The following is a 23,858-nucleotide window of genomic DNA, read 5'->3' as shown; positions in this document are numbered from 1 at the left end:
GTGTGGGCCGCGGCCTACGACCGCGACAAATGCGCTACCAGGCCGTCCACTTCCGGTCGCTGGCGGCCGAGGCCACCGTGCGCTCGATGAAGCGCACGCCGCGCGCGCCGTCTTCCACCCGCGGGTAGTCGGCCGCGAGCGCATCGGCCGGCTGGCCCGCGAGCCGCGCCCGGATGTCCGCGGCCACCCCGGCATAGACATTGGCGAAGGCCTCGATGAAGCCCTCGGGATGCCCGCTCGGCAGCCGGCTCGCGCGCTGCGCCGCCTCGCTGAGCCAGGGCGATCCGCGCGTGAAGATGCGCTTCGGGCCGTCGTGCGGGAGGTGCGTGAGTTCGCTGGGCTGCTCCTGCCGCCAAACCAGCGTGCCCAGCGTGCCCGAGACCCGCAGCCGCAGGTCGTTCTCGAGTCCGGTGTTGATCTGCGAGGCGATCAGCACGCCGCGCGCACCACCGCGCAGGCGCAGCAGCAGGCTGCCGTCGTCGTCGAGGGCCCGCCCGGCCACCAGCGAACTCAGGTCGGCGCAAAGGCTCTCGATCTCCAGGCCGGTGACGGCCGCCATCAGGTTCTCGGCATGCGAGCCGATGTCGCCGATGGCCCCTGCCGCGCCGCTGCGCGCCGGGTCGCTGCGCCATGCGGCCTGCTTGTTGCCCTCGCCTTCGAGCCGCGTGGCGAGCCAGCCCTGGTTGTATTCGACGACCACCTTGCGAATCTCGCCGAGTTCGCCCGCGCGCACCATCTCGCGGGCCTGGCGGACCATCGGGTAGCCCGTGTAGTTGTAGGTGACGCCGAACACCGTGCCTTGCCGCGCCACCGCCGCGACCAGCGCATCGGCCTGCTCGCGCGTGTGCACCAGCGGCTTGTCGCAGACCACGTGGAAGCCGGCCTCGACGAAGGCCTGGGCGACCGGAAAATGGACGTGGTTCGGGGTCACGATCGAGACGAAGTCGATCCGCTCATCGGCAGGCCGCTTCAGTTCGTCATCGAGCAGCGCGCGCCAGTCGCCGTGGTTGCGGGCGTCGGCCAGGAACAGGTCGCGCCCCGAGGCCCGGGCCTTCTCGGCGCTCGACGACAGCGCGCCGGCCACCAGTTCAATCTGCCCGTCGAGCGCGATCGCCTTGCGGTGCACCGCCCCAATGAAGGCATCACGCCCGCCGCCGACCATGGCGTAGCGCAACTTGCGCGCAAAAATGTCGTGTGTCATGCAGTTTCAAGCGCCGCGAAGCGCGCCCTTGGTGAAACACCGCGGAACCGGCTTCGCCGGGCCGCCGGTGTTGCCCCCGGTAGGGGGCTGAGAAGCCGCGGCTCCAAGCCTGCCGGCGCAGGCTTGGACGGCTCCGAAGGGCCGATGCCTCTGGCAGCGACTCGAGGCGCCCGGACACGAAGTGCCGGGCAACCTGGGGGCGAGCAACAATCAGAACGGCGAGTCCGGGTGGTAGAAGCTCTTCGCGTTTTCCTTCGTGATCAGCACCGAGGGAATGATCGTGGTCGCCGGCAGCTTCTCGCCCTTCAGCCGGGCTTCGGCCGTGAGCTTGATCGCGTCGTAGATGAACTTCGGCGAATAGCTCACGTCGGCCTGGATCCGCGGGTCCTTGCCGTCCATGATGGTCTTGACCATGCCCTTGGCGCCCGCGCCGCCGAACACCACCAGGATGTCGTCGCGCTTGGCCTGCTCGATCGCCTTCAGCACGCCCACCGCCATGTCGTCGTCGGCGGCCCAGATCGCGTCGATCTTCTTGAAGCGCGTCAGGTAGTCCTGCGTGACCTTGAAGGCATCGTCGCGATTCCAGTTGGCGTACTTGGCGTCGAGCAGCTTGATGTCCGGGTAGTTCTTGAGCACGCTGTTGAAGGCGTCCATGCGCTCGTTGTCCAGCGTGGTCGCGATGCCGCGCAGTGCCACCACATTGCCCTTGCCGCCCAGCTTCTTGGCGATGTACTCGGCCGGGATCTTGCCGAAGGCGGTGTTGTCGCCGGCCACGTAGGCATCCTGCGCACTGGTGTCGGTGAGGCCGCGGTCGACCACCGTCACGTAGGTGCCCTTGGCCTTGACCTGGGCCACCGGCTTGGTCAGCGCCGCCGACTCGAAGGGGAAGATCACCAGCGCGTTGATCTTGCTCACCGTCGACAAGTCCTGCAGCTGGTTGGCCTGCTCGGGCGCGTTGGCCGCGGTCTTGATCGTGATCTTCAGGTCCTTGTGCTCTTTCTCGAGGTCCTTCTTGGCCTGGTTGGCCCAGTAGTTGATGCCGCCCATGAAGCTGTGCGTCGCGGCCGGGATCGAGACGCCGAGATGGACCGGCTCGGCTGCCAGTGCCGGGAAGGCCACGAGGCTCGCGGCGGCGACGGCGCCGAGCGCCAGGCGTCGAGTGAATGAAGTCATGCTGCTTGTCTCCTGTTGTGAAAGAAGTGGAACGGACGGGAAAAGAGCGCGCGGCCTAGCGCTTGCCGCGCTGCAGGAAGGCCACGACGATGATCACGATGCCCTGCACCGCGGCGTTCAGGTACACGCTGATGATGCTGGTGAGGTTCAGGATGTTGCTGATCACCGAGAGCAGGACGGCGCCGATCACGGTGCCGGTGATGCTGCCGGCGCCGCCCTTCAGCGCGGTGCCGCCGACGATCACCGCGGCGATCGCCTCGAGCTCCCACAAGAGGCCGGTGGTCGGCGATGCCGAACCCAGTCGCGGCACGTAGAGCAGGGTCGCGATGCCCACGCACACGCCGAGCAGCACGTAGGTCATGATCTTCACGTTGTCGACGCCGACCGCCGCATAGCGCGCCACCTGCTCGTTCGAGCCGATCGCCTGCACGTAGCGCCCGTAGGCGGTGCGGTTGAGGATCAGGCCGCCGATCACGGCGACCACCATGAACACCCACACCGGCACCGGGATGCCCGCGAGGCTCGCGTAGTACACCGGCGCATAGAGGTCCGACAGCTCGTTGTCGAGCGTGAGCGCGCCGCCGTCGGCGAAGTAGGTCAGGTAGGCGCGGAAGATGCCCAGCGTGCCGAGCGTCACGATGAAGGGCTCGATGCGCCCCTTGGTGATCAGGAGGCCGTGCGCCAGTCCGAACACGGCGCCCAGCACCACCGCCAGCACGGCGCCGAGCACCACGGCGAGCAGCGGCGAGCCGAGCGCCGGGCCCATCGCATTGATGAACATGATCACGCAGCCGGCGATCAGCGCCGCCATCGAGCCGACCGACAGGTCGATGCCGCCCGAGATGATCACGAAGCACATGCCGACCGCGATGATGCCGATGAAGGCGGTGCGCGTGAGCACGTTCATGGCGTTGTCGAGCGTGGCGAAATCGCCATTCAGCAAGGTGCCGGCGATGCACAGCAGCACCAGGCCGATGACCGGGCCGAAGCCGTGCAGGCGTTCGGTCCAGCTGGGCCGGGATTCGCCACGGTGGGTTGCTGCGGGGGTCTCAGGCGTGGACATTGGCGGTTCCGGTGGCATGGGCGATGAGCTCCTCCTCGGTCAGGTGCTCCGCATCGAGCGTGGTCACGATGCGGCCCGCGCGCATCACCGCGACGCGGTGGCACAGGCCGATCAGTTCCATCAGCTCGGACGAGACGACGATCACGGCCAGCCCCTGCCGGGCCAGCCGCTGGATCAGGAAATAGATGTCGCGCTTGGCGCCGACGTCGACCCCGCGCGTGGGCTCGTCGAGCACCACCACCTTGGGCTGCGGCTGCAGCACCTTGGCCAGCGCGAGCTTCTGCTGGTTGCCGCCCGACAGCGAGGACGCACGCGCATCGAGGTCGCCGGTGCGGATGCCGTAGTCCTTCACCGCCTCGGCCAGCGCGGCGCGCTCGGCCTCGGGCTTGAGCCAGGGCTGCGCATAGCGTTCGAGCGCCATCAGGGTGAGGTTCTGGCGCAGGCCGAAGTTGACGTGCAGGCCCTTGCCCTTGCGGTCCTCGCTCAGGTAGGTCAGGCCGTGCTTCGCGGCCTCGCGCGGATTGCGAAAGGCAAGCGTCCGGCCTTCGATCTCGACCATGCCGGTCCCGGGCCGCAGGCCCAGCAGGCCCTCGAAGAGCTCTGTGCGCCCCGCACCCACGAGGCCTGCAAAGCCGAGGATCTCGCCCGGCCGCACTTCGAAGCTCGCGTTCTGCGCCCAGCCCGGCACCACGAAGTCGCGCACGCGCATCGCCGGCGCGCTTGCGGTGACGACCACGTCGCGCGGCGGATAGAGGTCGGCGAGTTCGCGACCGACCATCAGGTTCGCCATCTGGTGGCGCGTCACTTCGGAGGTCAGCGCCCGGGTCACGAAGCGCCCGTCTCGCATCACGATCACTTCGTCGGTCACCTCCTCGACCTCGTCCAGCTTGTGCGAGATGTAGACGATGGTCACGCCATCGGCACGCAGCTGCGCGATCAGCCGGAACAGCCGCTCGGTCTCGCCGGGCGTGAGGGTCGCGGTCGGCTCGTCCATGATCAACAGCCGCGCATGGCGCGAGATCGCCTTGGCGATCTCGACCAGCTGCTTCTCGGCCACGATCAGCCGGCGCACCTTGGTGGTCGGGTCGATGTCGAGCCCGACCTGCGCCAGCGCAGTGGCGGCATCGCGCTCCATCGCGGCATCGTCGAGCAGCCAGCCCTTCTTCTTCTCGTGGCCGAGGAAGATGTTCTGCGCCACGCTGAGGTCTTCGGCGAGGTTGAACTCCTGGTGGATCAGCACGATGCCCAGCGCCTCGGCATCGCGCGAACTCGCGAACTGCCGCACTTCCCCGTTCACCCGCAGGCTGCCGCCGGTCAGCGATTCGTAGCCGGCGAGGATCTTCATCAGCGTCGACTTGCCGGCGCCGTTCTCGCCGAGCAGGCCGTAGACGCGCCCGGGCGCCAGCGAGAAGCTCACGCCATGCAGCACCTGCACCGGGCCGAAGGCCTTCACCACATGGTCGAAGTCGACCGCCACAGGCCTTTTCGTCATGGCGCCACCCCGCGCACCTTGAGCGTCTCGTGCATCGCCAGCACGCCGGCGCCGATCAGCCCGGCCTGCGCCCCAAGCGGCGTGTACTGGATCTCCAGGTGCCGCGTCGACAGCGCCAGCGAACGCTGGTAGACGCTCTGCCGCACCGCGGCCAGGAACAGCGGCCCGATGCGCGTGATGCCGCCGCCGATGAAGACGTGCGACGGATTGAAGAAGTTGACGATCGAGGCCAGCATCTGCCCGATCAGGCTGCCGGCGCGCTGCACGATCGCGTTGGCCGAGGCGTCGCCGGCACGGCTGGCCTCGCCGACGTCGATGGCCTCGATGCGGCCGTTGCTGCGCAGGCATTCCGCCAGCGCGGCGCTCTCGCCGGCCTCGGCCGCCTGCATTGCCATCCGGGTGATGGCCGGGCCGGCCGCCATCACCTCGACGCAGCCGAGGTTGCCGCAATGGCAGCGCGGGCCTTCCTGGTCGACACAGATGTGGCCGACGTCGCCGGCCGAACCGGCGGCGCCGCGATAGACCTCGCCATGGCAGACGATGCCGCAACCGATGCCGGTGCCGACCTTGATCACGAGGAAGTTCGAGAGCGAGCGCCGGAGGCGCCAGAGCTCGCCCAGCGCCATCAGATTGACGTCGTTGTCGACGAACACCGGCGCTGCGTAGTCTTCCCGCAGGTAGTCGCGGATCGAGAAGCTGTCCCAGGCCGGCATCAGCGGCGGGTTCACCAGCTGGCCGATCTCGAAATTGACCGGCCCGGGCACGCCGATCCCGATGCCGATCACCTGGCGGGCGGCGAAGCCGGCGCGCGCCAGCAGCTCGCGCACCAGCACCCGGACGCGGGCCAGCACGACCCCCGGGCCTTCTCGCACGTCGGCGGCTTCCGCGTGATGGGCCAGCACGGCGAGGTCCGGGCCCAGCACCGCGACGTCGACGCTGGTGGCGCCGATGTCGATGCCCACCACCACGCCGAGGCCGGCATGCAGCTGGAGGTTTTCGGGCCGGCGGCCGCCCGAGGAACGCTGCAGGCCGGCTTCGGCCAGCAGGCCCTGCTCGACCAGGCCCGCGATCAAGGCATTGGCCTTGCTCTTGGAGAATCCGAGCTGTTCGGCCATGCCATGGCGAGAGCCGCCGGCCGACCAGAAGGTGGTCTCCAGCAATTGCATCTCGTCCGCGGTCAATCGGCTCCAGGGGGCCAAGCGCTTGTCTCCGTCTCGTTCTTCGGTGCCGCCAGCCCTCGGGCCGGCAGCGAAGCGAATACTAGAGGCGAGGCTTCAGCCGAACAAGTCTTAACTTCGGCCAAATAAAGGCCAAAGCTCGTCCGCGCAGATTCAGAAAAAGAAAAAGCCGCCCGAAGGCGGCCTTTGATCGCGAAGCGCCGGGGCGCTTACTTCTTCTGGCGGTACTTGCGCAGTGCAGCCAGCTGTGCGGCCATGACCGCGAGTTCCGACTGCGCCATCGCGATGTCGATGTCGGTCCTGGCGCTCTTGAGCGCTTCTTCGGCCGCGGCCTTGGCGGCGTTGGCCTTCTCGTCGTCCAGGTCCTTGCCGCGGATCGCGGTGTCCGACAGGACGGTCACGGTGGTGGGCTGCACCTCGAGGATGCCGCCGGCCACGAAGACGAATTCCTCGCCGCCGTCGGCCGTCTCGATGCGCACCGCGCCGGGGCGGATGCGCGTGATCAGCGGCGTGTGGCGCGGGTAGATGCCGAGCTCGCCGGCTTCACCGGGCAGAGCAACGAACTTGGCCTCGCCCGAGAAGATCGACTCCTCGGCGCTGACCACGTTGACGTGAATGGTGCCTGCCATGGGGATTCCTTAAGCGACCTTCTTGGCCTTTTCGAACGCTTCGTCGATGCCGCCCACCATGTAGAACGCTTGTTCCGGCAGGTGGTCGGCTTCGCCGTTCACGATCATCTTGAAGCCGCGGATGGTCTCGGCCAGCGGCACGTACTTGCCGGGCGAACCGGTGAACACTTCGGCGACGTGGAAGGGCTGCGACAGGAAGCGCTGGATCTTCCGGGCGCGGGCCACGGCCAGCTTGTCTTCGGGTGCCAGTTCGTCCATGCCCAGGATGGCGATGATGTCGCGCAGTTCCTTGTAGCGCTGCAGCGTGCCTTGCACGGCGCGGGCCACGTTGTAGTGCTCTTCGCCGACCACGTTCGGGTCGAGCTGGCGCGAGGTCGAGTCCAGCGGGTCCACGGCCGGGTAGATACCGAGCGAGGCGATGTCGCGCGACAGCACCACGGTGGAGTCCAAGTGGGCGAAGGTGGTGGCGGGCGACGGGTCGGTCAAGTCGTCGGCCGGCACGTACACGGCCTGGATCGAGGTGATCGAGCCGACCTTGGTCGAGGTGATCCGCTCTTGCAGGCGGCCCATTTCCTCGGCCAGCGTCGGCTGGTAGCCCACGGCGGAAGGCATGCGGCCCAGCAGTGCCGACACTTCGGTGCCGGCCAGCGTGTAGCGGTAGATGTTGTCGACGAAGAACAGCACGTCGCGGCCTTCGTCGCGGAACGACTCGGCGATGGTCAGGCCGGTCAGCGCCACGCGCAGACGGTTGCCCGGGGGCTCGTTCATCTGGCCGTAGACCATGGCCACCTTCGACTCGCCGAGGTTCTCCAGGTTCACGACGCCGGAGTCGGCCATCTCGTGATAGAAGTCGTTGCCTTCGCGGGTGCGCTCACCGACGCCGGCGAACACGGACAGGCCCGAGTGCGCCTTGGCGATGTTGTTGATGAGCTCCATCATGTTCACGGTCTTGCCGACGCCGGCGCCGCCGAACAGGCCCACCTTGCCGCCCTTGGCGAACGGGCACACCAGGTCGATCACCTTGATGCCGGTTTCAAGCAGGTCTTGCGAGGGCGAGAGTTCGTCGTAGGCCGGGGCCTTGCGGTGGATCGAGGCGGTCAGGGTCTGGTCGACCGGGCCGCGCTCGTCGATCGGCGCGCCCAGCACGTCCATGATGCGGCCCAGCGTCGCCTTGCCCACGGGCACGGTGATCGGGGCTGCGGTGTTGGTCACGATCAGGCCGCGGCGCAGGCCGTCGGAAGAACCCAGCGCAATCGTGCGGACCACGCCGTCGCCGAGCTGCTGCTGAACTTCGAGGGTCAGCGCGCTGCCTTCGAACTTGAGGGCGTCGTAGATCTTCGGCATCTTGTCGCGCGGGAATTCCACGTCGACCACGGCGCCGATACATTGAACGATCTTGCCTTGAACTGCTTCTGCTTGAGCCATGTCTGCTCCGGTAAAAATTTAAATCTGTTGAGGGCCGAAAGGCTCAGACGCCGGCGGCCGCCGCGGCGCCCGAGACGATTTCCGACAGCTCTTTGGTGATGCCTGCCTGGCGGGTCTTGTTGTAGACCAGCTTGAGTTCGTCGATCACGTTGCCCGCGTTGTCGGTCGCGGCCTTCATGGCCACCATCCGCGCCGAGTGCTCGGACGCCATGTTCTCGGCCACTGCCTGGTACACCAGCGATTCGACATAGCGCACCAGCAGTTCATCGATCACGCTCTGCGCATCCGGCTCGTAGATGTAGTCCCACGAGTGATGGCCCGATTCGGTGCGGAGCGTTTCGGCCGCCAGAGGCAGCAGCTGCTCGACCACCGGCTCTTGCTTGATGGTGTTGATGAACTTGGTGTAGCAGAGATGCACGGCCGAGATCTTGCCGTCGGCATAGGCGTCGAGCAGGGTCTTCACCGGGCCGATGAGCTTGTCGAGGTGCGGCGTGTCGCCCAGTTGGGTCACGTGCGACACCACGCGGGCGCCGATGCGATTCAGGAAGCCCAGACCCTTGCTGCCGATGGCGACCGATTCGATCGTCTTGCCGGCGGTCTGCGCCTCGCGCAACTTGATCGTCACGGCGCGCAGCAGGTTGGTGTTCAAGCCGCCGCACAGGCCCTTGTCGCTGGTCACGACGATGAACCCGACGCCCTTGGCCTCGTTCGACTTCATGAACGCGTGCGTGTACTCCGGGTTCGCCTGGCCGAGGTTGGCCGCGATGTCGCGGATCTTCTCGCTGTAGGGGCGGGCCGCGCGCATGCGTTCCTGCGCCTTGCGCATCTTGGAAACCGAGACCATTTCCATGGCCTTGGTGATCTTCTTGGTGTTCTCCACCGATTTGATCTTGCCGCGGATTTCCTTACCAGCTGCCATGAGCGTTCCTTCCTTGGTCGTCGATCAGGCGAACGACTTCTTGAACGCGGCGATTGCCGTGTTCAGTTCGGCTTCCGAATCCTTGTCGAGGGCCTTGGACTGCTCGATCTTGTCGAGCAGCGGACCATGGCTGGACTTCAGGAACTGGTGCAGGCCGTGCTCGAAGGGCAGGATCTTCTTGATCTCGATGTCGTCCATGAAACCCTTGTTGACCGCGAACAGCGTGGCACCCATCAGCGAGATGGGCAGCGGGCTGTACTGGGCCTGCTTGAGCAGTTCGGTCACGCGGGCGCCGCGGTCGAGCTGCTTGCGGGTCGCTTCGTCGAGGTCGGAGGCGAACTGCGCGAACGCAGCCAGTTCACGGTACTGCGCCAGGTCGGTACGGATACCGCCGGACAGGCCCTTGATGACCTTGGTCTGCGCCGACGAACCCACGCGCGACACCGAGATACCGGCGTTGATGGCGGGACGGATGCCGGCGTTGAACAGGTTGGTTTCCAGGAAGATCTGGCCGTCGGTGATCGAGATCACGTTGGTCGGAACGAAAGCCGACACGTCGCCGGCCTGCGTCTCGATGATCGGCAGCGCGGTCAGCGAGCCGGTCTTGCCCTTGACTTCACCCTTGGTGAAGGCTTCGACGTAGTCGGCGTTCACGCGGGCTGCGCGCTCGAGCAGGCGGCTGTGGAGATAGAACACGTCGCCGGGGTAGGCTTCGCGGCCTGGCGGGCGGCGCAGCAGCAGCGAGACCTGGCGATAGGCCACGGCTTGCTTGGACAGGTCGTCATAGACGATCAGCGCATCCTGGCCGCGGTCGCGGAAGTATTCGCCCATCGTGCAGCCCGAGTAGGCGCTGACGTATTGCATGGCGGCCGATTCCGAAGCGGAGGCGGCGACCACGATGGTGTATTCCATCGCGCCGGCTTGTTCCAGAGCGCGCACCACGTTCTTGATCGACGAAGCCTTCTGGCCGATCGCGACGTAGACGCAGGTCATGTTCTGACCCTTCTGGTTGATGATCGCGTCGATCGCCACGGCGGTCTTGCCGGTCTGGCGGTCGCCGATGATCAGCTCGCGCTGGCCGCGGCCGATCGGCACCATCGAGTCGATGGACTTCAGGCCGGTCTGCATGGGCTGGTCGACCGACTTGCGGGCGATCACGCCCGGGGCGACCTTTTCGATCACGTCGGTCATCTTGGCGTTGACCGGACCCTTGCCGTCGATCGGCTGGCCCAGTGCATTCACCACGCGGCCGATCAGTTCGGGGCCCACCGGCACTTCGAGAATGCGGCCCGTGCACTTGACGGTGTCGCCTTCGGAGATGTGCTCGTACTCGCCCAGAATCACGGCGCCGACCGAGTCGCGCTCGAGGTTCAGCGCCAGGCCGAACGACGGCGTGCCGTCAGCCGACGGCGGGAACTCGAGCATTTCGCCCTGCATCGCGTCCGACAGGCCGTGCACGCGCACGATGCCGTCGGTCACCGACACCACGGTGCCTTCGTTGCGGATGTTCGCGCTGACGCCAAGGCCCTCGATGCGGCTCTTGATCAGTTCGGAAATTTCTGCGGGATTGAGTTGCATGACTCTTTCCTTCTTTCTTTGTAAGGGGCTGGCGGCCTTCAGGCTGCCAGCGCAACTTTCATTTGTTCAAGGCGCGCTTTGACGGAGGTGTCGAGCACTTCGTCACCGACCACCACACGAATGCCGCCGATCAGCGACGGGTCCTGTTGGACCGTGAACTGCAGCTTGCGGCCGAAACGCTTTTCGAGCGCGGCGGAGATGTTGCCCAGGGCGGCGCCGTCGATCGGGAAGGCGCTGTACACCACGGCATCCGACGTGCCGCTCTGCGCGCTGGCCAGCACGCGGAACTGCCTGGCGATCTCGGGCAGCGCGGTGAAGCGCCCGTTCTCGAGCAGCGCCATCAGGAAGTTGTTCGCCGCAGGCGGCAGCGGCGAACCGTGCGCGGCGGCGACAACCCCGAGCACCTGCTCGGGCGTGGCCTTGGGGTTGTCCGCGAACTGCAGCAGATCGGGACTGCCGGCGATGACGGCGACGTTGTCCAGCCAGGCGCCGGTGCCGGCGAGGTCGGACGACGACGCCTTGAACAGCGCTTCGGCGTAGGGACGTGCGATGGTGGCGAGTTCGGCCATGGCGTGATCAGAGTTCGGTCTGCAGGCGGGCCAGCAAATCGGCGTGGACGGCCGGATTCACTTCCTTGCGCAGGATCTGCTCGGCGCCCTTGACGGCCAGCGCGGCGACTTGCTCGCGCAGTGCCTCGCGCGCCTTCACGGCTTGCTGCTCGGCTTCGGCACGGGCGGCCGCAACGATCTTGTTGCCTTCTTCCGTGGCGCGGCCCTTGGCCTCTTCAACGATGGCCTGCGCACGACGTTCGGCATCGGCAAGACGCTGGGCGGACTCGTTGCGCGCCTGGCCGAGTTCGACTTCCACGCGCTTGTTGGCGGCGGACAGTTCGCTCTTGGCGCGGTCGGCGGCTGCGAGGCCCTCGGCGATCTTCTGGGCACGATCGTCCAGCGCCTTCGCGATCGGCGGCCACACAAACTTCATCGTGAACCCGACAAGAATCAGGAACACGATCATCTGGATGATCAGGGTACCGGTAATGCTCACTTTTCACCCTCTCTTTGGGAATGAATCCGAGGCCATTCAACGCGGAACGACATGGGTTCGACGAGAAAGCCTGAACCCGATTACTTCGGCAGGTTGGCGATTTGCGCGAGGAAGGGGTTGGCCGTTGCGAACCACAGCGCGATACCGGTACCGATAATGAACGCGGCGTCGATCAGACCAGCCAGCAGGAACATCTTGGTTTGCAGTTCGCCCATCAGCTCGGGTTGGCGTGCAGCCGATTCGAGGTACTTGCTGCCCATGATGCCGATGCCGATACATGCGCCGACAGCGCCCAGACCGATGATCAGGCCGGCGGCCAGTGCGACAAAGCTGATAACTTCCATGATGACTCCTAGAGGACTTTGGTTGAAGAGAAAAAGAAAAACGAAAACAGCCGATCAGTGGTGATCGTGCGCCTGGCCGACATAGACCAGCGTCAACATCATGAACACGAAGGCTTGCAGCGTGATGATCAGGATGTGGAAGATGGCCCAGGCCGTGCCCGCGATGATGTGGCCGAGCGCCAGGAAGATGCCGGTGGCGGACAGCGTCCATGCGCCGCCCATCAGGGCGATCAGCAGGAAGATCAGTTCGCCGGCATACATGTTGCCGAACAGCCGCATGCCGTGCGAGACCGTCTTGGCGACGAACTCGATCATCTGCATGGCGAAGTTGAAGGGGTACAGCGCCCAGTGGTTGCCGAAGGGCGCGGTGAAGAGCTCGTGCACCCAGCCGCCCAGGCCCTTGATCTTGATGTTGTAGTAGATGCAGATCAGCAGCACCGTGACCGAGAAGCCCATCGCCACCGAGAGGTCGGCCGTCGGAACGACACGCAGGTAGGCGTGGTGCGGATCGCCGTGGATCTGGCCCCAGATGGCGGGCAGCAGGTCGACCGGCAGCAAGTCCATGGCATTGAGCAGGAAGATCCACAGGAAGATCGTCAGCGCGAGCGGGGCCACGAACTTGCGGCTCTCGGCGTTGTGGACGATGCCCTTGGCCTGCTGATCGACGACTTCGACCAGGATTTCGACCGCCGCCTGGAAGCGCCCCGGAACGCCCGAGGTGGCCTTGCGGGCGGCCAGCCAGAGGAGCCAGCAGCCGAACACGCCGAGCGCGATCGAGAAAATGAGCGAATCGAAGTTGAAGACGGAGAGATCGGCCACACCTCCAGGCTTGGAGCTTTGCAGGTGCGTCAAGTGGTGAACGATGTATTCACCAGCGGTCATTCCGTGTTCCGCAGCGTTTTCAGCAGCCATCCGTTACTCGTCTCAAAGTTTCAGGCGCTTGGGGGCCAGCATCACCGCCACCCAAGCCGCCTTCATTGTCACCACCAAGCCGATCAGCATCGCCGGCCAGCTCAGCGCCGTAATCAGCCTTGGCGCGGCGATCAGCATCGCCACCGTCAAGGCCATCTTGACCATTTCCCACAAGAAGAACCCGAACACCGCAGTGCCCGGATTCAGGGACGCAAAGCGTCCGGTCAAGCCCCGTGCGAACACCGCGGAGGGAATGACCACCGCGAGCGCACCGTATCCGGCCGACCATCCCAGATTTTGCCTCCCTGTCAGGCCCCAGGCGGCCAATGCCACCAGCAGCCCCCCAACGACCTGAACCGCGATCACCCGCCAGGGCGAGATCAGCGGCTTCAGCTCGCGCAGCCGCTGGGCCTCCTCGGCTGTCAGCGGCTTGAAGTCGTCTTCCGGGCCAGCGATGTCCTCAGGGACTTCACTCGATCCATGACGGGCGATTGTTTTCATTTCGAATGAAGCCCGGATGACCCAGAATTTCTACAAAGCCATTGATTATAAGTAAAAACCCATGGCGTTCCGCCAGCCCGTACGGCGGAGGAGGAAAAGTTCCCCGGCCCGGCTCGATGATGCTAGTCCCCGCTTGGGAAAGGCCGTTGCGCCCCCACCATAATTCCTTCATGCACCCCATCGCCGACGCCCTTCCCGACGCCCTCTGCTACCTCGACGGCAGCTACACGCCGCTGCGCGACGCCAAGGTCAGCGTGCTCGATCGCGGCTTCATCTTCGGCGACGGCATCTATGAAATGGTGCCGATCTATGGCGGTTGGCCTTTTTGCTTCGACGAGCACATGGCGCGGCTCGAGCGCTCGCTGGCCGAACTCCAGATCCGCAATCCGCTGTCGACCGCGCAATGGCGCGCGATCGCCCGGCACCTGATCGATGCCGCGCCCGAGGCCCAGCGGGCGGGCATGCAGGGGCTCTACATCCAGGTGACGCGCGGCGTGGCGCCGCGCGACCATGCGATGCCGAAGGGCCTCGCGCCCACGGTGTTCGTGATGCTCAATCCCATGAAGCCGGTGGCCGACTCGGCGCGCGCCCAGGGCGTCGCCTGCGTGAGCGCACCCGACTTCCGCTGGCAGAAGGCCCACATCAAGGCCACCAGCCTGCTCGGGGCCGTGCTCGCGCGGCAGATCAGCGTCGAGGCGCGCGTCGCGGAGACCATCATGTTCCGCGACGAGGGGCTCAGCGAAGCCTCCTCCAGCAACGTCTGGGTGGTGAAGGACGGCATCGTCAGCGGCCCGCCCAGGGACCACCTGGTGCTGGCCGGCATCCGCTACGGCCTGATCGAGCGCCTCTGCGCCGACGCCGGCATCCCCTTCACGCTGCGCCGCATCGCGCGCGACGAGGTCTTCGGCGCCGACGAGCTGCTGCTGTCTTCCGCCAGCAAGGAAGTGCTGCCGGTGGTGACGCTCGACGGCCGCGCCATCGGCACCGGCAGGCCCGGCCCGATCTACCAGGCACTCTACGCCGGCTACCAGCGGGCCTTGGCCCGCAGCACCCAGGAACAAGGAGCAACCGCATGACCACCGCACCCGACACCCCGCTCGACGCCCGCAAGGAATCGCTGATCGAATACCCCTCCAAGTTCCCGATCAAGGTGATGGGCGCGAAGGCCGACGGCTTCGTGCACGCCGTGACGCAGATCGCCGAGCAGTTCGACCCGGTGTTCGACGCCACGACGATCGAGCTGCGCAACAGCAAGGCCGGCAACTACCTCGGCGTGACCATCACGGTCACGGCCACCAGCCGCGAACAGCTCGACGACATCTACCGGGCGCTGTCCAGCCACCCGATGGTGAAAGTGGTGCTCTGACCTCCCAGCTCGCGACGACGCTGCTCGGCCGCGTCGACTATGTGCCGACCTACGCCGCCATGCGGCAGGCGACGCAGGAGCGCACGCCCGACAGCCCCGACCAGCTCTGGGTCTGCGAGCACACGCCGGTCTACACCCAGGGCCTGGCCGGCAAGACCGACCATGTGCTGAACCCGGGCGCGATCCCGGTGGTGCAGACCGACCGCGGCGGCCAGGTGACCTACCACGGGCCCGGCCAGGTGGTGGCCTACCCGCTGCTCGACCTCCGGCGGGCCGGCTATTACGTCAAGGAGTACGTCTACCGGATCGAGGAGGCAGTGATCCGCACGCTGGCGCATTTCGAGGTCACGGGGCATCGGGTCCCGGGCGCACCCGGCATCTACGTGCGCCTGGACGACCCGTTCTCGCATGCCGCGCTGACCGGGCCGATGCACCCGGCCGATCCGTTCCGCGGGCTCGGCAAGATCGCCGCGCTGGGCATCAAGGTCAGCCGCCACTGCACTTACCACGGCGTGGCGCTCAATGTCGCGATGGACCTGGAACCCTTCTCGCGAATCAACCCTTGCGGCTACGCAGGACTCGAAACCGTCGACCTTTCTACAATCGGGGTCCAAACTACCTGGGACGAAGCCGCGCAGGTGCTGGGCAACAAGCTCGGCGTCTACCTCGCGCCCTGACCCCGCCAAAGACCAGCCATGAGCACCCTCGAAGTCGTCCGCGACGCCCAAGGCCCCGAAAAATACAACCCGCTCGCCAAGCAGAAGGCCGCGGCCAAGCTGTCGCGCATCCCGGTCAAGGTGGTGCAGGGCGAAGTGCTCAAGAAGCCGGAGTGGATCCGGGTCAAGGCCGGCTCGCCGACCACCCGCTTCTACGAGATCAAGCAGATCCTGCGCGAGAGCAACCTGCACACGGTGTGCGAGGAAGCCTCCTGCCCGAACATCGGCGAGTGCTTCGGCAACGGCACGGCCACCTTCATGATCATGGGCGACAAGTGCACCCGGCGCTGCCCGTTCTGCGATGTCGGCCACGGCCGGCCCGACCCGCTCGACAAGGACGAGCCGCTCAACCTCGCGAAGACCATCGCCAAGCTGCGCCTCAAGTACGTGGTGATCACCAGCGTCGACCGCGACGACCTGCGCGACGGCGGCAGCCAGCATTTCGTCGACTGCATCCGCAACATCCGCGAGCTCTCGCCGACGACGCAGATCGAGATCCTGGTGCCCGACTTCCGCGGCCGCGACGACCGCGCGCTCGAGATCCTCAAGGCCGCACCGCCCGACGTGATGAACCACAACCTGGAGACCGCGCCGCGCCTCTACAAGGAAGCGCGGCCGGGCAGCGACTACCAGTTCAGCCTCAACCTGCTGAAGAAGTTCAAGGCGCTGCACCCCGACGTGCCGACCAAGAGCGGCATCATGGTCGGCCTCGGCGAGACCGACGAAGAGATCCTGCAGGTCATGCGCGACATGCGCGCCCACGACATCGACATGCTGACCATCGGCCAGTACCTGTCGCCCAGCAACAGCCACCTGCCGGTGCGCCGCTACGTGCATCCCGACACCTTCAAGATGTTCGAGGAAGAGGCCTACAAGATGGGCTTCAGCCACGCGGCGGTCGGTGCGATGGTGCGCTCGAGCTACCACGCGGACCAGCAGGCGCACGCCGCGGGCGTCTAGGGCGAGTAACGAAGGTCCGGTCTCGCGCCGCGATCCTCGAACTGCAGACTCATTGGAGCAAGGCCGATGCAGGCCGGTCCTGGCAGGGCACCACCGCGCTCGCGCGGCTGAAGAGATGGCGCTGCTCGCGCATGCCCTCCAGCACCCCCTCGGCTTCGGCGCGACGGAAGGGCCGGAGCTCCGCCGCGCCTTGCTCCGGGACGCCCGCGAAATAGGTCTTGCCGCCCTCGAGGCTGACACGGGTCGCCGGCCGCGCCTTGCCCCGGTACAGGGGTGCGTCGCCCACGTAGGCCTCGATCGAATGGTCGCCGGGGGCCACGCACAGGCGGGTCCAGCCGTTGGGCAGCAGGGCACCATGAAATTCACCGTCCACGTAGACATGCGCGCCGAGGCCGCGCTTGCCGACGTCGGCATCCGGTGCCGCGCCGCGGAAGAGAATCAGCTGGGCTTGGTGCGACGCGACTGCGGGCACCGGAACGTAGACCGGCCCGTCGTCGCGCGGACCGCTTCGGGCGGATACAGCCGGCGCGGCCACCAGACACAGCAGCGACAGCACCGAAGCAAGGAACCGGCGGCCGTAGACCCGGCGCGCGAGAGAAGGAATGGATTTCGATGGCATGAGAAGACGTCGGAAGCTCGACGGAGCCTCTGCGAGATTCAAGAAGGTTGAAGTTCCACCTACAGGATCGCGACCTGCACCCGGTCTTCGACCAGCAGCTCGGCCGTGCCTGCCAGGTTGGCGTACACGTTGTAGGTCACGCCGCCCACGGTGGTCGCGCCATGGCTGCTCCAGCCGTCGGCCATGCCGTCGAGAAGATCCACCTCTCCTTGCGCGCCGTTGACCACCATCTGCGTCCTGCCGTCTTGCAGCACCATGTCGGCCTGTCCGTTGGCCAGCACATCGCCCGCCTTCAGCGCCAGCGTGTTGTGGCCCGCACCGAGGTCGAACTTCTCGATCTGCTGCACCTTCGAGCCCAGCGCCGAGAGGTCGACATGCATGTCGCTGCCATCCAGCACCAGCATGTCGATGCCGCCGCCGCCATCCAGCCGGGCGAAGTCGGTCGCGCGGATCCTCATCAGATCGTCGCCCGAGCCTCCGTCCACCTGGTCGCCCGCCTGGACGTCGAAGACGAGGCCTGCGAATTCGCCGGTCTCCGTGACGAGGTGGCTGAGGTCCTCGGCGGCAGGGGCGTCCGCCTCGGGTTCCAGCGGCGCCGACGGCGCCGGTGCCTCGCCGGCGGGAAGATCGACCCCATCGGGGCCGCGGCCACCGAAAGCCCCGCTCAGGCCGAGCCCCGCCAGCCCGCCGAGCAGCGCCAGCGGCGCGAAGCCGAAGCCGCCGTCCTGGCTGTCCGCGATCAGATAGGGCGCGCCGGCGCCATGAGATTCGCTGCCCAGGCCCAGCGGCAGTGGCTCGCCTTCGGCCAGATCGAAGATCTCGCCGCCATCGGTGGGCACGTAGGCGTGCAGCTGGCCGTCCTCGGCGCTGCCGAAGAGGCCCTCGACATCCGACCCGGAGAAGTAGCCCTCGAGGACCAGACCCGGACTCGATTCGCCTTCGAGCGCGATGTGCAGATCGTGGCCGACCCGGGTCGCCGTGACGTTTTCGGGCCCGAACCCATCGTCATGGCCCTGGAGCAGGTACTTGTCCTTGGACTGGACCTTGATCCGGGCGGCTGGGCCATGCAAGGCCAGGTCCTGGACGACGTTCCTGCCGTCGCCGCCCTGGACGACCACCCTGACCTTCTTGGAAGACATGAAACTCCTGGAAAAACAGCTGAATGAACTCGACCGAACGCAGGATGCTAGGGGTCGGAGAGAGGCAAGGAAATCAGAAAAGTCGCAATCGCACCCGCCGCCCCTCCACGGGTGCGACGCGTAAGATTGCGCAGCGCTTGCCGCACTGCTGATCCATTGAAGCCACCGAAAAATGAGCAACTTCGAAGCCGCCATCCAGCGCGATTTCGGCCTGATCGCCGAACTGATCTCCATCCATGCCAAGCAGGCGCCCGAACGGCCCGCCCTGGCCGACGCCACGCATGAACTGAGCTACGGCGCGCTCGATGCGCTGATGGACCGCATCGCGGCCAGCCTGCAGCGCGACGGCCTGGCGGCCGGCGATGCGATCGCCATCTGCGCCGCATCGAGCGTCAACTACGCGGCGGTGTTCCTCGGTGCCCTGCGCGCCGGCGTCGCGGTCGCGCCGCTGGCGCCGGGCTCCACACCCGCCAGCCTGGCGCGCATGATCGAGGACGCGGGCGCACGCATCCTGTTCGTCGACCAGGCGGCGGCCGAGGTGATCGGTCCGGCGGCGCCGGGCGCCATCCCTCGCCTCGCGCTCGACGGCTCGGCCGCCGGCGGCGACTTCGAGGCCTGGCTCGCAGCCGCCGGCGTGCGGCCCGCCCCGGTCGAGCTGCAGCGCTCGTCGCCCTTCAACATCATCTATTCGTCAGGCACCACGGGCGAGCCCAAGGGCATCGTCCAGGGCCACGGCATGCGCTGGGCGCACGTGCAGCGCGGCGCCAGGTACGAGTACCGCCCCGAGACGGTCACCCTGCTGTCGACGCCGCTCTACTCCAACACCACACTGGTCGTGTTCTTTCCGACCCTGGCCTTCGGCGGCTGCGTTCTGCTGATGCCGAAGTTCGATGCGGCCGCCTATCTGAAGCTCGCCGAAAGCCGTCGCGTCACGCACACCATGCTGGTGCCGGTGCAGTACCAGCGCCTGATGGCGCGCCCCGATTTCGGAGCGCACGATCTCGCGAGCTTCCAGTACAAGTTCAGCACCAGCGCGCCCTTCAACGCGGCGCTCAAGGCCGACGTGCTCGAGCGCTGGCCCGGCGGCCTGATCGAGTTCTACGGCATGACCGAAGGCGGCGGCACCTGCATCCTCGAGGCCCACCTGCATCCGGACAAGCTGCACACCGTCGGCCAGGCGGCCGAGGGCAGCGACATCCGGCTGATCGACGAGGAAGGCCGCGAGGTGGCGCGCGGCGAAGCGGGTGAAGTGGTCGGGCACTCGGCCGGCATGATGGTCGGCTACCACCGCCAGCCCGCCAAGACGCGCGAGGCCGAATGGTTCGACCCGAGCGGCAAGCGCTTCATCCGCACCGGCGATGTCGGCCGCTTCGACGACGACGGCTTCCTGACCCTGTTCGACCGCAAGAAGGACATGATCATCAGCGGCGGCTTCAACATCTATCCGAGCGACCTCGAGACCGTGGTGCGGGCCCATCCGGCAGTGGCCGATGTCGCGGTGGTCGGCGTGCCTTCGGAGCAATGGGGCGAGACGCCGGTCGCCTTCGTGGTCCGCCGCGCCGGCGACGACACCGCCTCCGACACGATCCTGCAATGGACCAACGACCAGCTCGGCAAGACCCAGCGCCTGGCTCGCCTGCAGTTCATCGACGAGTTGCCGCGCAGCGCGATCGGCAAGGTGCTCAAGCGCGAACTGCGTGAGCTCGTCGCGCGCTGAACCCACCCCGGAGGGGGCGCCGCACGAAGGCGGCGGCAACGGCCTGCTCTGGGTGCTGGTGGCGGCGGCGATCCTCTTCGCCCTGGTCCGGCCGCGGGCACCGATGGACTACCTCCGGCTGGTCGACTGGCAGACCATCGGGGCGCTGGCCGGCCTCCTGGCCATCACGCAGGGCGTCGAGCGCAGCGGCATGCTGCAGGCCGCCGCAGCGCGGCTGCTGGCACGCACCCACGACCTGCGCACCCTGGTGCTGCTGCTGGCCGCCAGCGCGGCCGTGCTGTCGGCGCTGGTCACCAACGACGTCAGCCTGTTCCTGCTGGTGCCGCTGACGCGGGTGCTGGCGACCCAGGCCCACCTGCCGCTGGCGCGGCTGGTGGTGATCGAGGCGCTGGCGGTCAACGCCGGCTCGGCGCTGACGCCGATCGGCAATCCGCAGAACCTGTTCCTCTGGCATCGCTCGGGCGAGAGCTTCCTGTCTTTCATGGCCATGATGGGCCCGACCGTGGGGGTGATGCTGTTCTGGCTCTTCGCTGCGATCTGGCTCGGCGTGCCGCGGATCCCGATCGCGCTCAAGCCGTCGAGCGAGATGGCGCCGGTGCAGCCGCGGCTGCTGGCGCTGTCGGGCCTGCTGTTCGTCGGCTTCGTGATCGCGCTCGACCGCCACTGGTTGCTGGCAGGCCTGGGCGTGGTCTTCGGCGCCTTCCTGCTGCTGCGCCCGCGGGTGCTGCTGGGGGTCGACTGGGCGCTGCTCGCGATCATCGCGCTGATGTTCATCGATCTGCGCCAGCTGGCCGAACTGCCCGCGGTGGCGACCCTGCTCGGCAGCCTGCCGATCGGCGAAGGCTGGCGCGCCTATCTGGCGGCGATCTTCACGTCGCAGGTCATCAGCAACGTGCCCGCCACGATCGTGCTCGACCGCTTCGTGCACGACCTGCCGGCGCTGGCCGCGGGCGTCAGCGTCGGCGGCTTCGGCTGCGTGCTGGGCTCGCTCGCCAACCTGATCGCGCTGCGGCTGGCGAAGGTGCCGAACGGACTGCGCGAGTTCCACCGCCTGAGCATCCCGTTCCTGCTGGTGTGCGGCGCGTCGGCGCTGCTGCTGCGGCTGGCGTGACAGTGGACCGCGGGACGAGCAGAATCGGCGTCCTCCATGCGACCTGAAGCGTCTTCGCCTCCTGTGAACGGCCTCTCCCTGCGCCGCTACGGCGCCTCGCGCGGCAGCCATTCGCATGCGCATTTCCAGGTGCTCGTGGGGCTCGACGGCGTGCTCGAACTCGAGGTCGAGGGGCGCGGCCGCCGCATCGCTGCCGGTGACGGCTGGGTCGTCGCGCCCGGCGACCGGCACGACTTCGAATCGAGGACCGGCAGCCGCTGCCTGGTGCTCGACACCGCGCAGGCCTTGTGGGCGCAGTGCGCCGGCCGCTCGCCGCTGGCGCCGCTGTCGTTGTCGCTGGCCCGTCACCTCGCGCTGTGCCTGGAGCAGCCCGCCCCTCCGCAGGCCGCGCTGCACCACGCGCCGGACCTGCTGCTCGAGGCCTGGGGGCCGGCCGTGCCGAACGCCCGGGGTCGCGCGATCGACTGGCCCGGCCTCGCGGACTGGGCCCGGGCGCGCTGGCATCTGCCCCTCTGCGTCGCCGACCTCGCCGCCTTCGCCTGCCTGAGCCCGAGCCAGTTCGCGCAGCGCTGCCGCGACGAGCAGGGCATGAGCGCGATGCACTGGCTGCGCGGGCAGCGCCTGCTGCATGCGCGCCAGTTGCGCCAGCGCGGGCTCAGCGTCGCCGAGGCGGCCCGCCGCAGCGGCTACCGTTCGCCCTCGGCCCTCACGGCCGCGTTGCGTCGCCTCGGCGCCCGACCCTGACGCTCGATCCGGCGTCGCGCGACGAGTAACCGGCGTTGCGCGACGACCGCGCAGCTTAAGCTCGGCGGCCATGTCCCCGACCCTCAACGCCCTTGCCGCCATCGCCCTCTGGGCCACCCTCGCCTCTCTGGGGGCGTCGCTCGCGCATCTGCCGCCCTTCCTGCTGACCGGGCTGGCGCTGATCATCGGCAGCGTCTTGAGCTGGCCGCTGGCATTGCGCGACCGGCGTGCCTGGGCCGTGCCGGCGCGCACGCTGGCATTGGGCGTGTACGGCCTGTTCGGCTTCCACTTCCTGCTCTTCATCGCGCTGCGCCATGCCCCGCCGGTCGAGGCCAACCTGGTCAACTACCTGTGGCCCTTGTTCATGGTGGTGCTGGCGCCGGTGCTGCTGCCCGGCATGTCGCTGCGGCGCTTGCACGTGGTGGCGGCGCTGCTGGGCTTCGCCGGCGCGGCGATCGCGATTCTGGGCGCGCGCGGCGGTGACTCGGGCGCCGCGGCGGGCAGCTACTGGGGCTTCCTGCCGGCGCTGGGCTCGGCCTTCATCTGGGCCAGCTATTCGTTGTGGACCCGGCGCGTGCCGGCTTTCCCGACCAGCGCCATCGGCCTGTTCGGCCTGGTGTCGGGCGCGCTGGCGCTGCTGTGCCACGCGCTGCTCGAACCCTCGGCGCTGCTGTCGACGCGCGACTGGATGCTGGTCGCGCTGTGCGGGCTGGGCCCCTTGGGCGCCGCCTTCTTCTTCTGGGACCTGGCGCTCAAGCGCGGCGACGCGCGGCAGATCGGCATCCTGAGCTACATCACGCCGCTGGCATCGACCGCGCTGCTGCTGCTCGTCACGGGGCGGCCGCCGAGCTGGAGCATCGCGTTGGCCGCAGTGCTGATCATCTCGGCCGCCGTGATGGGCACGCGGGCGCGCTAGCGGCGGTCAGTCGCTGACCTTGAGCACCAGCTTGCCGAAGTTCTCGCCCGTGAACAGGCGAGTGAGCGCCTCCGGGAAGGTGTCGATGCCTTCGACGACATCCTCGCGGCTCTTCATGCGGCCGTCCTTCAGGTAACCCGACAGCTCGGCCACCGCCTCGCCGTAGCGGTCGGCGTAGTCGAATACCACGATGCCCTGCATGCGCGCGCGGTTGACCAGCAGGCTCAGGTAGTTCTTCGGGCCCTGCACCGGCGTCGTGTTGTTGTACTGGCTGATGGCGCCGCAGATGATGATGCGGGCGCCGCGCGCCAGCTTCGCGAGCACGGTGTCGAGGATGTCGCCGCCGACGTTGTCGAAGTAGATGTCCACGCCTTTGGGGCAGTGGGCCTTCAGGCCCTCGCGCACCGCCGAGGGCCCGGCCTTGTAGTCGATGCAGGCGTCGAAGCCGAGCTCCTTCACGACCCAGTCGCACTTGGCGGCGCCGCCCGCGATGCCGACCACGCGGCAGCCCTTGATCTTCGCCAGCTGGCCCACGGTCTGGCCGACCGCGCCGGCCGCGCCAGACACCACCACGGTCTCGCCGGGCTTCGGCTGGCCGACGTCCATGAGGCCGAAGTAGCCGGTCATGCCGGGCATGCCCAGCACGTTGAGCCATTGACCGATGGTGCCGGCGCGCAGGTCGATCCTGGCGAGGCCGTTGCGCTTGATCTCCTCCTGCGGGACCAGCGCGTACTCCTGCACGCCGAGCGTGCCGTACACCGTATCGCCGACCGCGAAGGCCGGATTGCGCGAGGCCGCCACGCGGCCGACGCCGCCGGCACGCATCACGGCGCCGATCTCGACCGGCGCGATGTAGCTCTTGCCCTCGTTCATCCAGCCGCGCATGGCGGGGTCGAGCGAGAGCGACAGGGTCTTGACCAGCACGCCGCCTTCGGCGGGCTCGGCGACCGGTTCGGTGGTGAACTGCCAGTTGTCGCGCGTGGCCGCGCCTTCGGGTCGTTTGGCGAGGCGGACCTGGCGGTTGCTGAGGGGGCTGCTCATGCGCGTGTCTCCTTGGGGTAACTGATGCCGGCGCATCGTAGCCCCGACTCGCGCGCGAGGCGGTAGC

25 protein-coding genes are annotated in these 23,858 nt (G+C 67.5%); 8 read left to right on the top strand and 17 right to left on the bottom strand.

Going from position 1 to position 23,858, the window contains the following annotated elements; translation table 11 throughout:
- Positions 1–34: 34 nt before the first annotated feature.
- From QTI45_RS06895 to QTI45_RS06830, 14 genes are all read right to left on the bottom strand, one after another.
- Positions 35–1,201 carry a Gfo/Idh/MocA family protein gene (locus QTI45_RS06895; protein ID WP_286653862.1) on the bottom strand — a complete coding sequence of 389 codons (1,167 nt, stop codon included), beginning with the start codon at positions 1,199–1,201 and terminating at the stop codon, positions 35–37.
- Positions 1,202–1,411: 210 nt separating this feature from the next.
- The gene (locus tag QTI45_RS06890) at positions 1,412–2,374 is read right to left on the bottom strand and encodes a substrate-binding domain-containing protein (RefSeq protein WP_286653861.1); all 963 of its coding nucleotides are present in this window, start codon (positions 2,372–2,374) and stop codon (positions 1,412–1,414) included.
- Between the two features lie 55 nt (positions 2,375–2,429).
- Positions 2,430–3,455, bottom strand: coding sequence for an ABC transporter permease (locus QTI45_RS06885; protein ID WP_444813253.1), 1,026 nt, complete (start codon positions 3,453–3,455; stop codon positions 2,430–2,432).
- Entirely contained in the window at positions 3,424–4,929 is a 1,506-nt protein-coding gene (locus QTI45_RS06880; protein WP_286653859.1) for a sugar ABC transporter ATP-binding protein, read from the bottom strand. Before QTI45_RS06880 ends, QTI45_RS06885 begins: the two co-directional genes overlap by 32 nt.
- Entirely contained in the window at positions 4,926–6,095 is a 1,170-nt protein-coding gene (locus QTI45_RS06875; RefSeq protein ID WP_286371180.1) for an ROK family protein, read from the bottom strand. Before QTI45_RS06875 ends, QTI45_RS06880 begins: the two co-directional genes overlap by 4 nt.
- Before the next feature lie 221 nt (positions 6,096–6,316).
- The gene (locus QTI45_RS06870; protein ID WP_286653858.1) at positions 6,317–6,736 is read right to left on the bottom strand and encodes a F0F1 ATP synthase subunit epsilon; all 420 of its coding nucleotides are present in this window, start codon (positions 6,734–6,736) and stop codon (positions 6,317–6,319) included.
- A 9-nt stretch (positions 6,737–6,745) separates the two neighbouring features.
- Positions 6,746–8,161: a F0F1 ATP synthase subunit beta gene (atpD, locus tag QTI45_RS06865; protein ID WP_286370986.1), complete on the bottom strand. Its 1,416-nt coding sequence runs from the start codon at positions 8,159–8,161 to the stop codon at positions 6,746–6,748.
- Positions 8,162–8,204: 43 nt separating this feature from the next.
- Positions 8,205–9,080, bottom strand: a complete 876-nt coding sequence (atpG, locus tag QTI45_RS06860) for a F0F1 ATP synthase subunit gamma (protein WP_286370985.1) — start codon at positions 9,078–9,080, stop codon at positions 8,205–8,207.
- Between the two features lie 24 nt (positions 9,081–9,104).
- Complete coding sequence (gene atpA / locus QTI45_RS06855; protein WP_286370984.1) at positions 9,105–10,658, bottom strand: F0F1 ATP synthase subunit alpha; 1,554 nt, start codon at positions 10,656–10,658, stop codon at positions 9,105–9,107.
- A gap of 38 nt (positions 10,659–10,696) precedes the next feature.
- Entirely contained in the window at positions 10,697–11,227 is a 531-nt protein-coding gene (locus QTI45_RS06850) for a F0F1 ATP synthase subunit delta (RefSeq protein ID WP_286370983.1), read from the bottom strand.
- 7 nt (positions 11,228–11,234) lie between these two features.
- Entirely contained in the window at positions 11,235–11,705 is a 471-nt protein-coding gene (locus QTI45_RS06845; protein ID WP_286370982.1) for a F0F1 ATP synthase subunit B, read from the bottom strand.
- Between the two features lie 80 nt (positions 11,706–11,785).
- Positions 11,786–12,049 carry a F0F1 ATP synthase subunit C gene (atpE, locus tag QTI45_RS06840; RefSeq protein ID WP_007830191.1) on the bottom strand — a complete coding sequence of 88 codons (264 nt, stop codon included), beginning with the start codon at positions 12,047–12,049 and terminating at the stop codon, positions 11,786–11,788.
- Positions 12,050–12,103: 54 nt separating this feature from the next.
- Entirely contained in the window at positions 12,104–12,961 is an 858-nt protein-coding gene (gene atpB / locus QTI45_RS06835) for a F0F1 ATP synthase subunit A (protein WP_286370981.1), read from the bottom strand.
- A 12-nt stretch (positions 12,962–12,973) separates the two neighbouring features.
- Positions 12,974–13,462 carry an ATP synthase subunit I gene (locus QTI45_RS06830; RefSeq protein ID WP_286370980.1) on the bottom strand — a complete coding sequence of 163 codons (489 nt, stop codon included), beginning with the start codon at positions 13,460–13,462 and terminating at the stop codon, positions 12,974–12,976.
- A 170-nt stretch (positions 13,463–13,632) separates the two neighbouring features.
- On the opposite strand from QTI45_RS06830, the gene QTI45_RS06825 reads away from it, so the two are divergent.
- The 4 genes from QTI45_RS06825 to lipA are packed head-to-tail and all read left to right on the top strand — an operon-like array spanning position 13,633 to position 16,504.
- A complete protein-coding gene (locus QTI45_RS06825; RefSeq protein WP_286653857.1) occupies positions 13,633–14,538 on the top strand; it encodes an aminotransferase class IV in 906 nt (301 codons plus the stop codon).
- Entirely contained in the window at positions 14,535–14,828 is a 294-nt protein-coding gene (locus tag QTI45_RS06820; protein WP_286653856.1) for a YbeD family protein, read from the top strand. The genes QTI45_RS06825 and QTI45_RS06820 overlap by 4 nt, the downstream gene beginning before the upstream one ends.
- The gene (gene lipB, locus QTI45_RS06815; RefSeq protein WP_286654305.1) at positions 14,825–15,505 is read left to right on the top strand and encodes a lipoyl(octanoyl) transferase LipB; all 681 of its coding nucleotides are present in this window, start codon (positions 14,825–14,827) and stop codon (positions 15,503–15,505) included. The genes QTI45_RS06820 and lipB overlap by 4 nt, the downstream gene beginning before the upstream one ends.
- Positions 15,506–15,523: 18 nt before the next feature.
- Positions 15,524–16,504, top strand: coding sequence for a lipoyl synthase (lipA, locus tag QTI45_RS06810; RefSeq protein ID WP_286370977.1), 981 nt, complete (start codon positions 15,524–15,526; stop codon positions 16,502–16,504).
- Between the two features lie 49 nt (positions 16,505–16,553).
- Here lipA and QTI45_RS06805 read toward each other — a convergent pair whose 3' ends face one another.
- Complete coding sequence (locus QTI45_RS06805) at positions 16,554–17,123, bottom strand: hypothetical protein (RefSeq protein ID WP_286653855.1); 570 nt, start codon at positions 17,121–17,123, stop codon at positions 16,554–16,556.
- Positions 17,124–17,182: 59 nt separating this feature from the next.
- Positions 17,183–18,262, bottom strand: coding sequence for a hypothetical protein (locus QTI45_RS06800; protein ID WP_286653854.1), 1,080 nt, complete (start codon positions 18,260–18,262; stop codon positions 17,183–17,185).
- 172 nt (positions 18,263–18,434) lie between these two features.
- On the opposite strand from QTI45_RS06800, the gene QTI45_RS06795 reads away from it, so the two are divergent.
- The 4 genes from QTI45_RS06795 to QTI45_RS06780 all read left to right on the top strand — a co-directional run bounded on the left by QTI45_RS06795 (position 18,435) and on the right by QTI45_RS06780 (position 22,750).
- Positions 18,435–19,979, top strand: coding sequence for a class I adenylate-forming enzyme family protein (locus tag QTI45_RS06795; RefSeq protein ID WP_286653853.1), 1,545 nt, complete (start codon positions 18,435–18,437; stop codon positions 19,977–19,979).
- A complete protein-coding gene (locus QTI45_RS06790) occupies positions 19,960–21,090 on the top strand; it encodes an SLC13 family permease (RefSeq protein ID WP_286653852.1) in 1,131 nt (376 codons plus the stop codon). The genes QTI45_RS06795 and QTI45_RS06790 overlap by 20 nt, the downstream gene beginning before the upstream one ends.
- Before the next feature lie 36 nt (positions 21,091–21,126).
- Complete coding sequence (locus QTI45_RS06785) at positions 21,127–21,834, top strand: AraC family transcriptional regulator (RefSeq protein ID WP_286653851.1); 708 nt, start codon at positions 21,127–21,129, stop codon at positions 21,832–21,834.
- Between the two features lie 70 nt (positions 21,835–21,904).
- The gene (locus tag QTI45_RS06780) at positions 21,905–22,750 is read left to right on the top strand and encodes a DMT family transporter (protein WP_286370971.1); all 846 of its coding nucleotides are present in this window, start codon (positions 21,905–21,907) and stop codon (positions 22,748–22,750) included.
- Between the two features lie 6 nt (positions 22,751–22,756).
- Here the strand turns inward: QTI45_RS06780 and QTI45_RS06775 are convergent, their stop codons facing one another.
- Positions 22,757–23,791 (bottom strand): NADP-dependent oxidoreductase, encoded by a 1,035-nt coding sequence (locus QTI45_RS06775; RefSeq protein ID WP_286653850.1) that lies wholly within the window; start codon positions 23,789–23,791, stop codon positions 22,757–22,759.
- Between the last annotated feature and the right edge of the window lie 67 nt (positions 23,792–23,858).

Source organism: Variovorax saccharolyticus (genome assembly GCF_030316765.1).
Classification (GTDB): Bacteria; Pseudomonadota; Gammaproteobacteria; order Burkholderiales; family Burkholderiaceae_C; genus Variovorax; species Variovorax saccharolyticus.
This window is presented reverse-complemented; position numbering and strand designations above follow the sequence as displayed.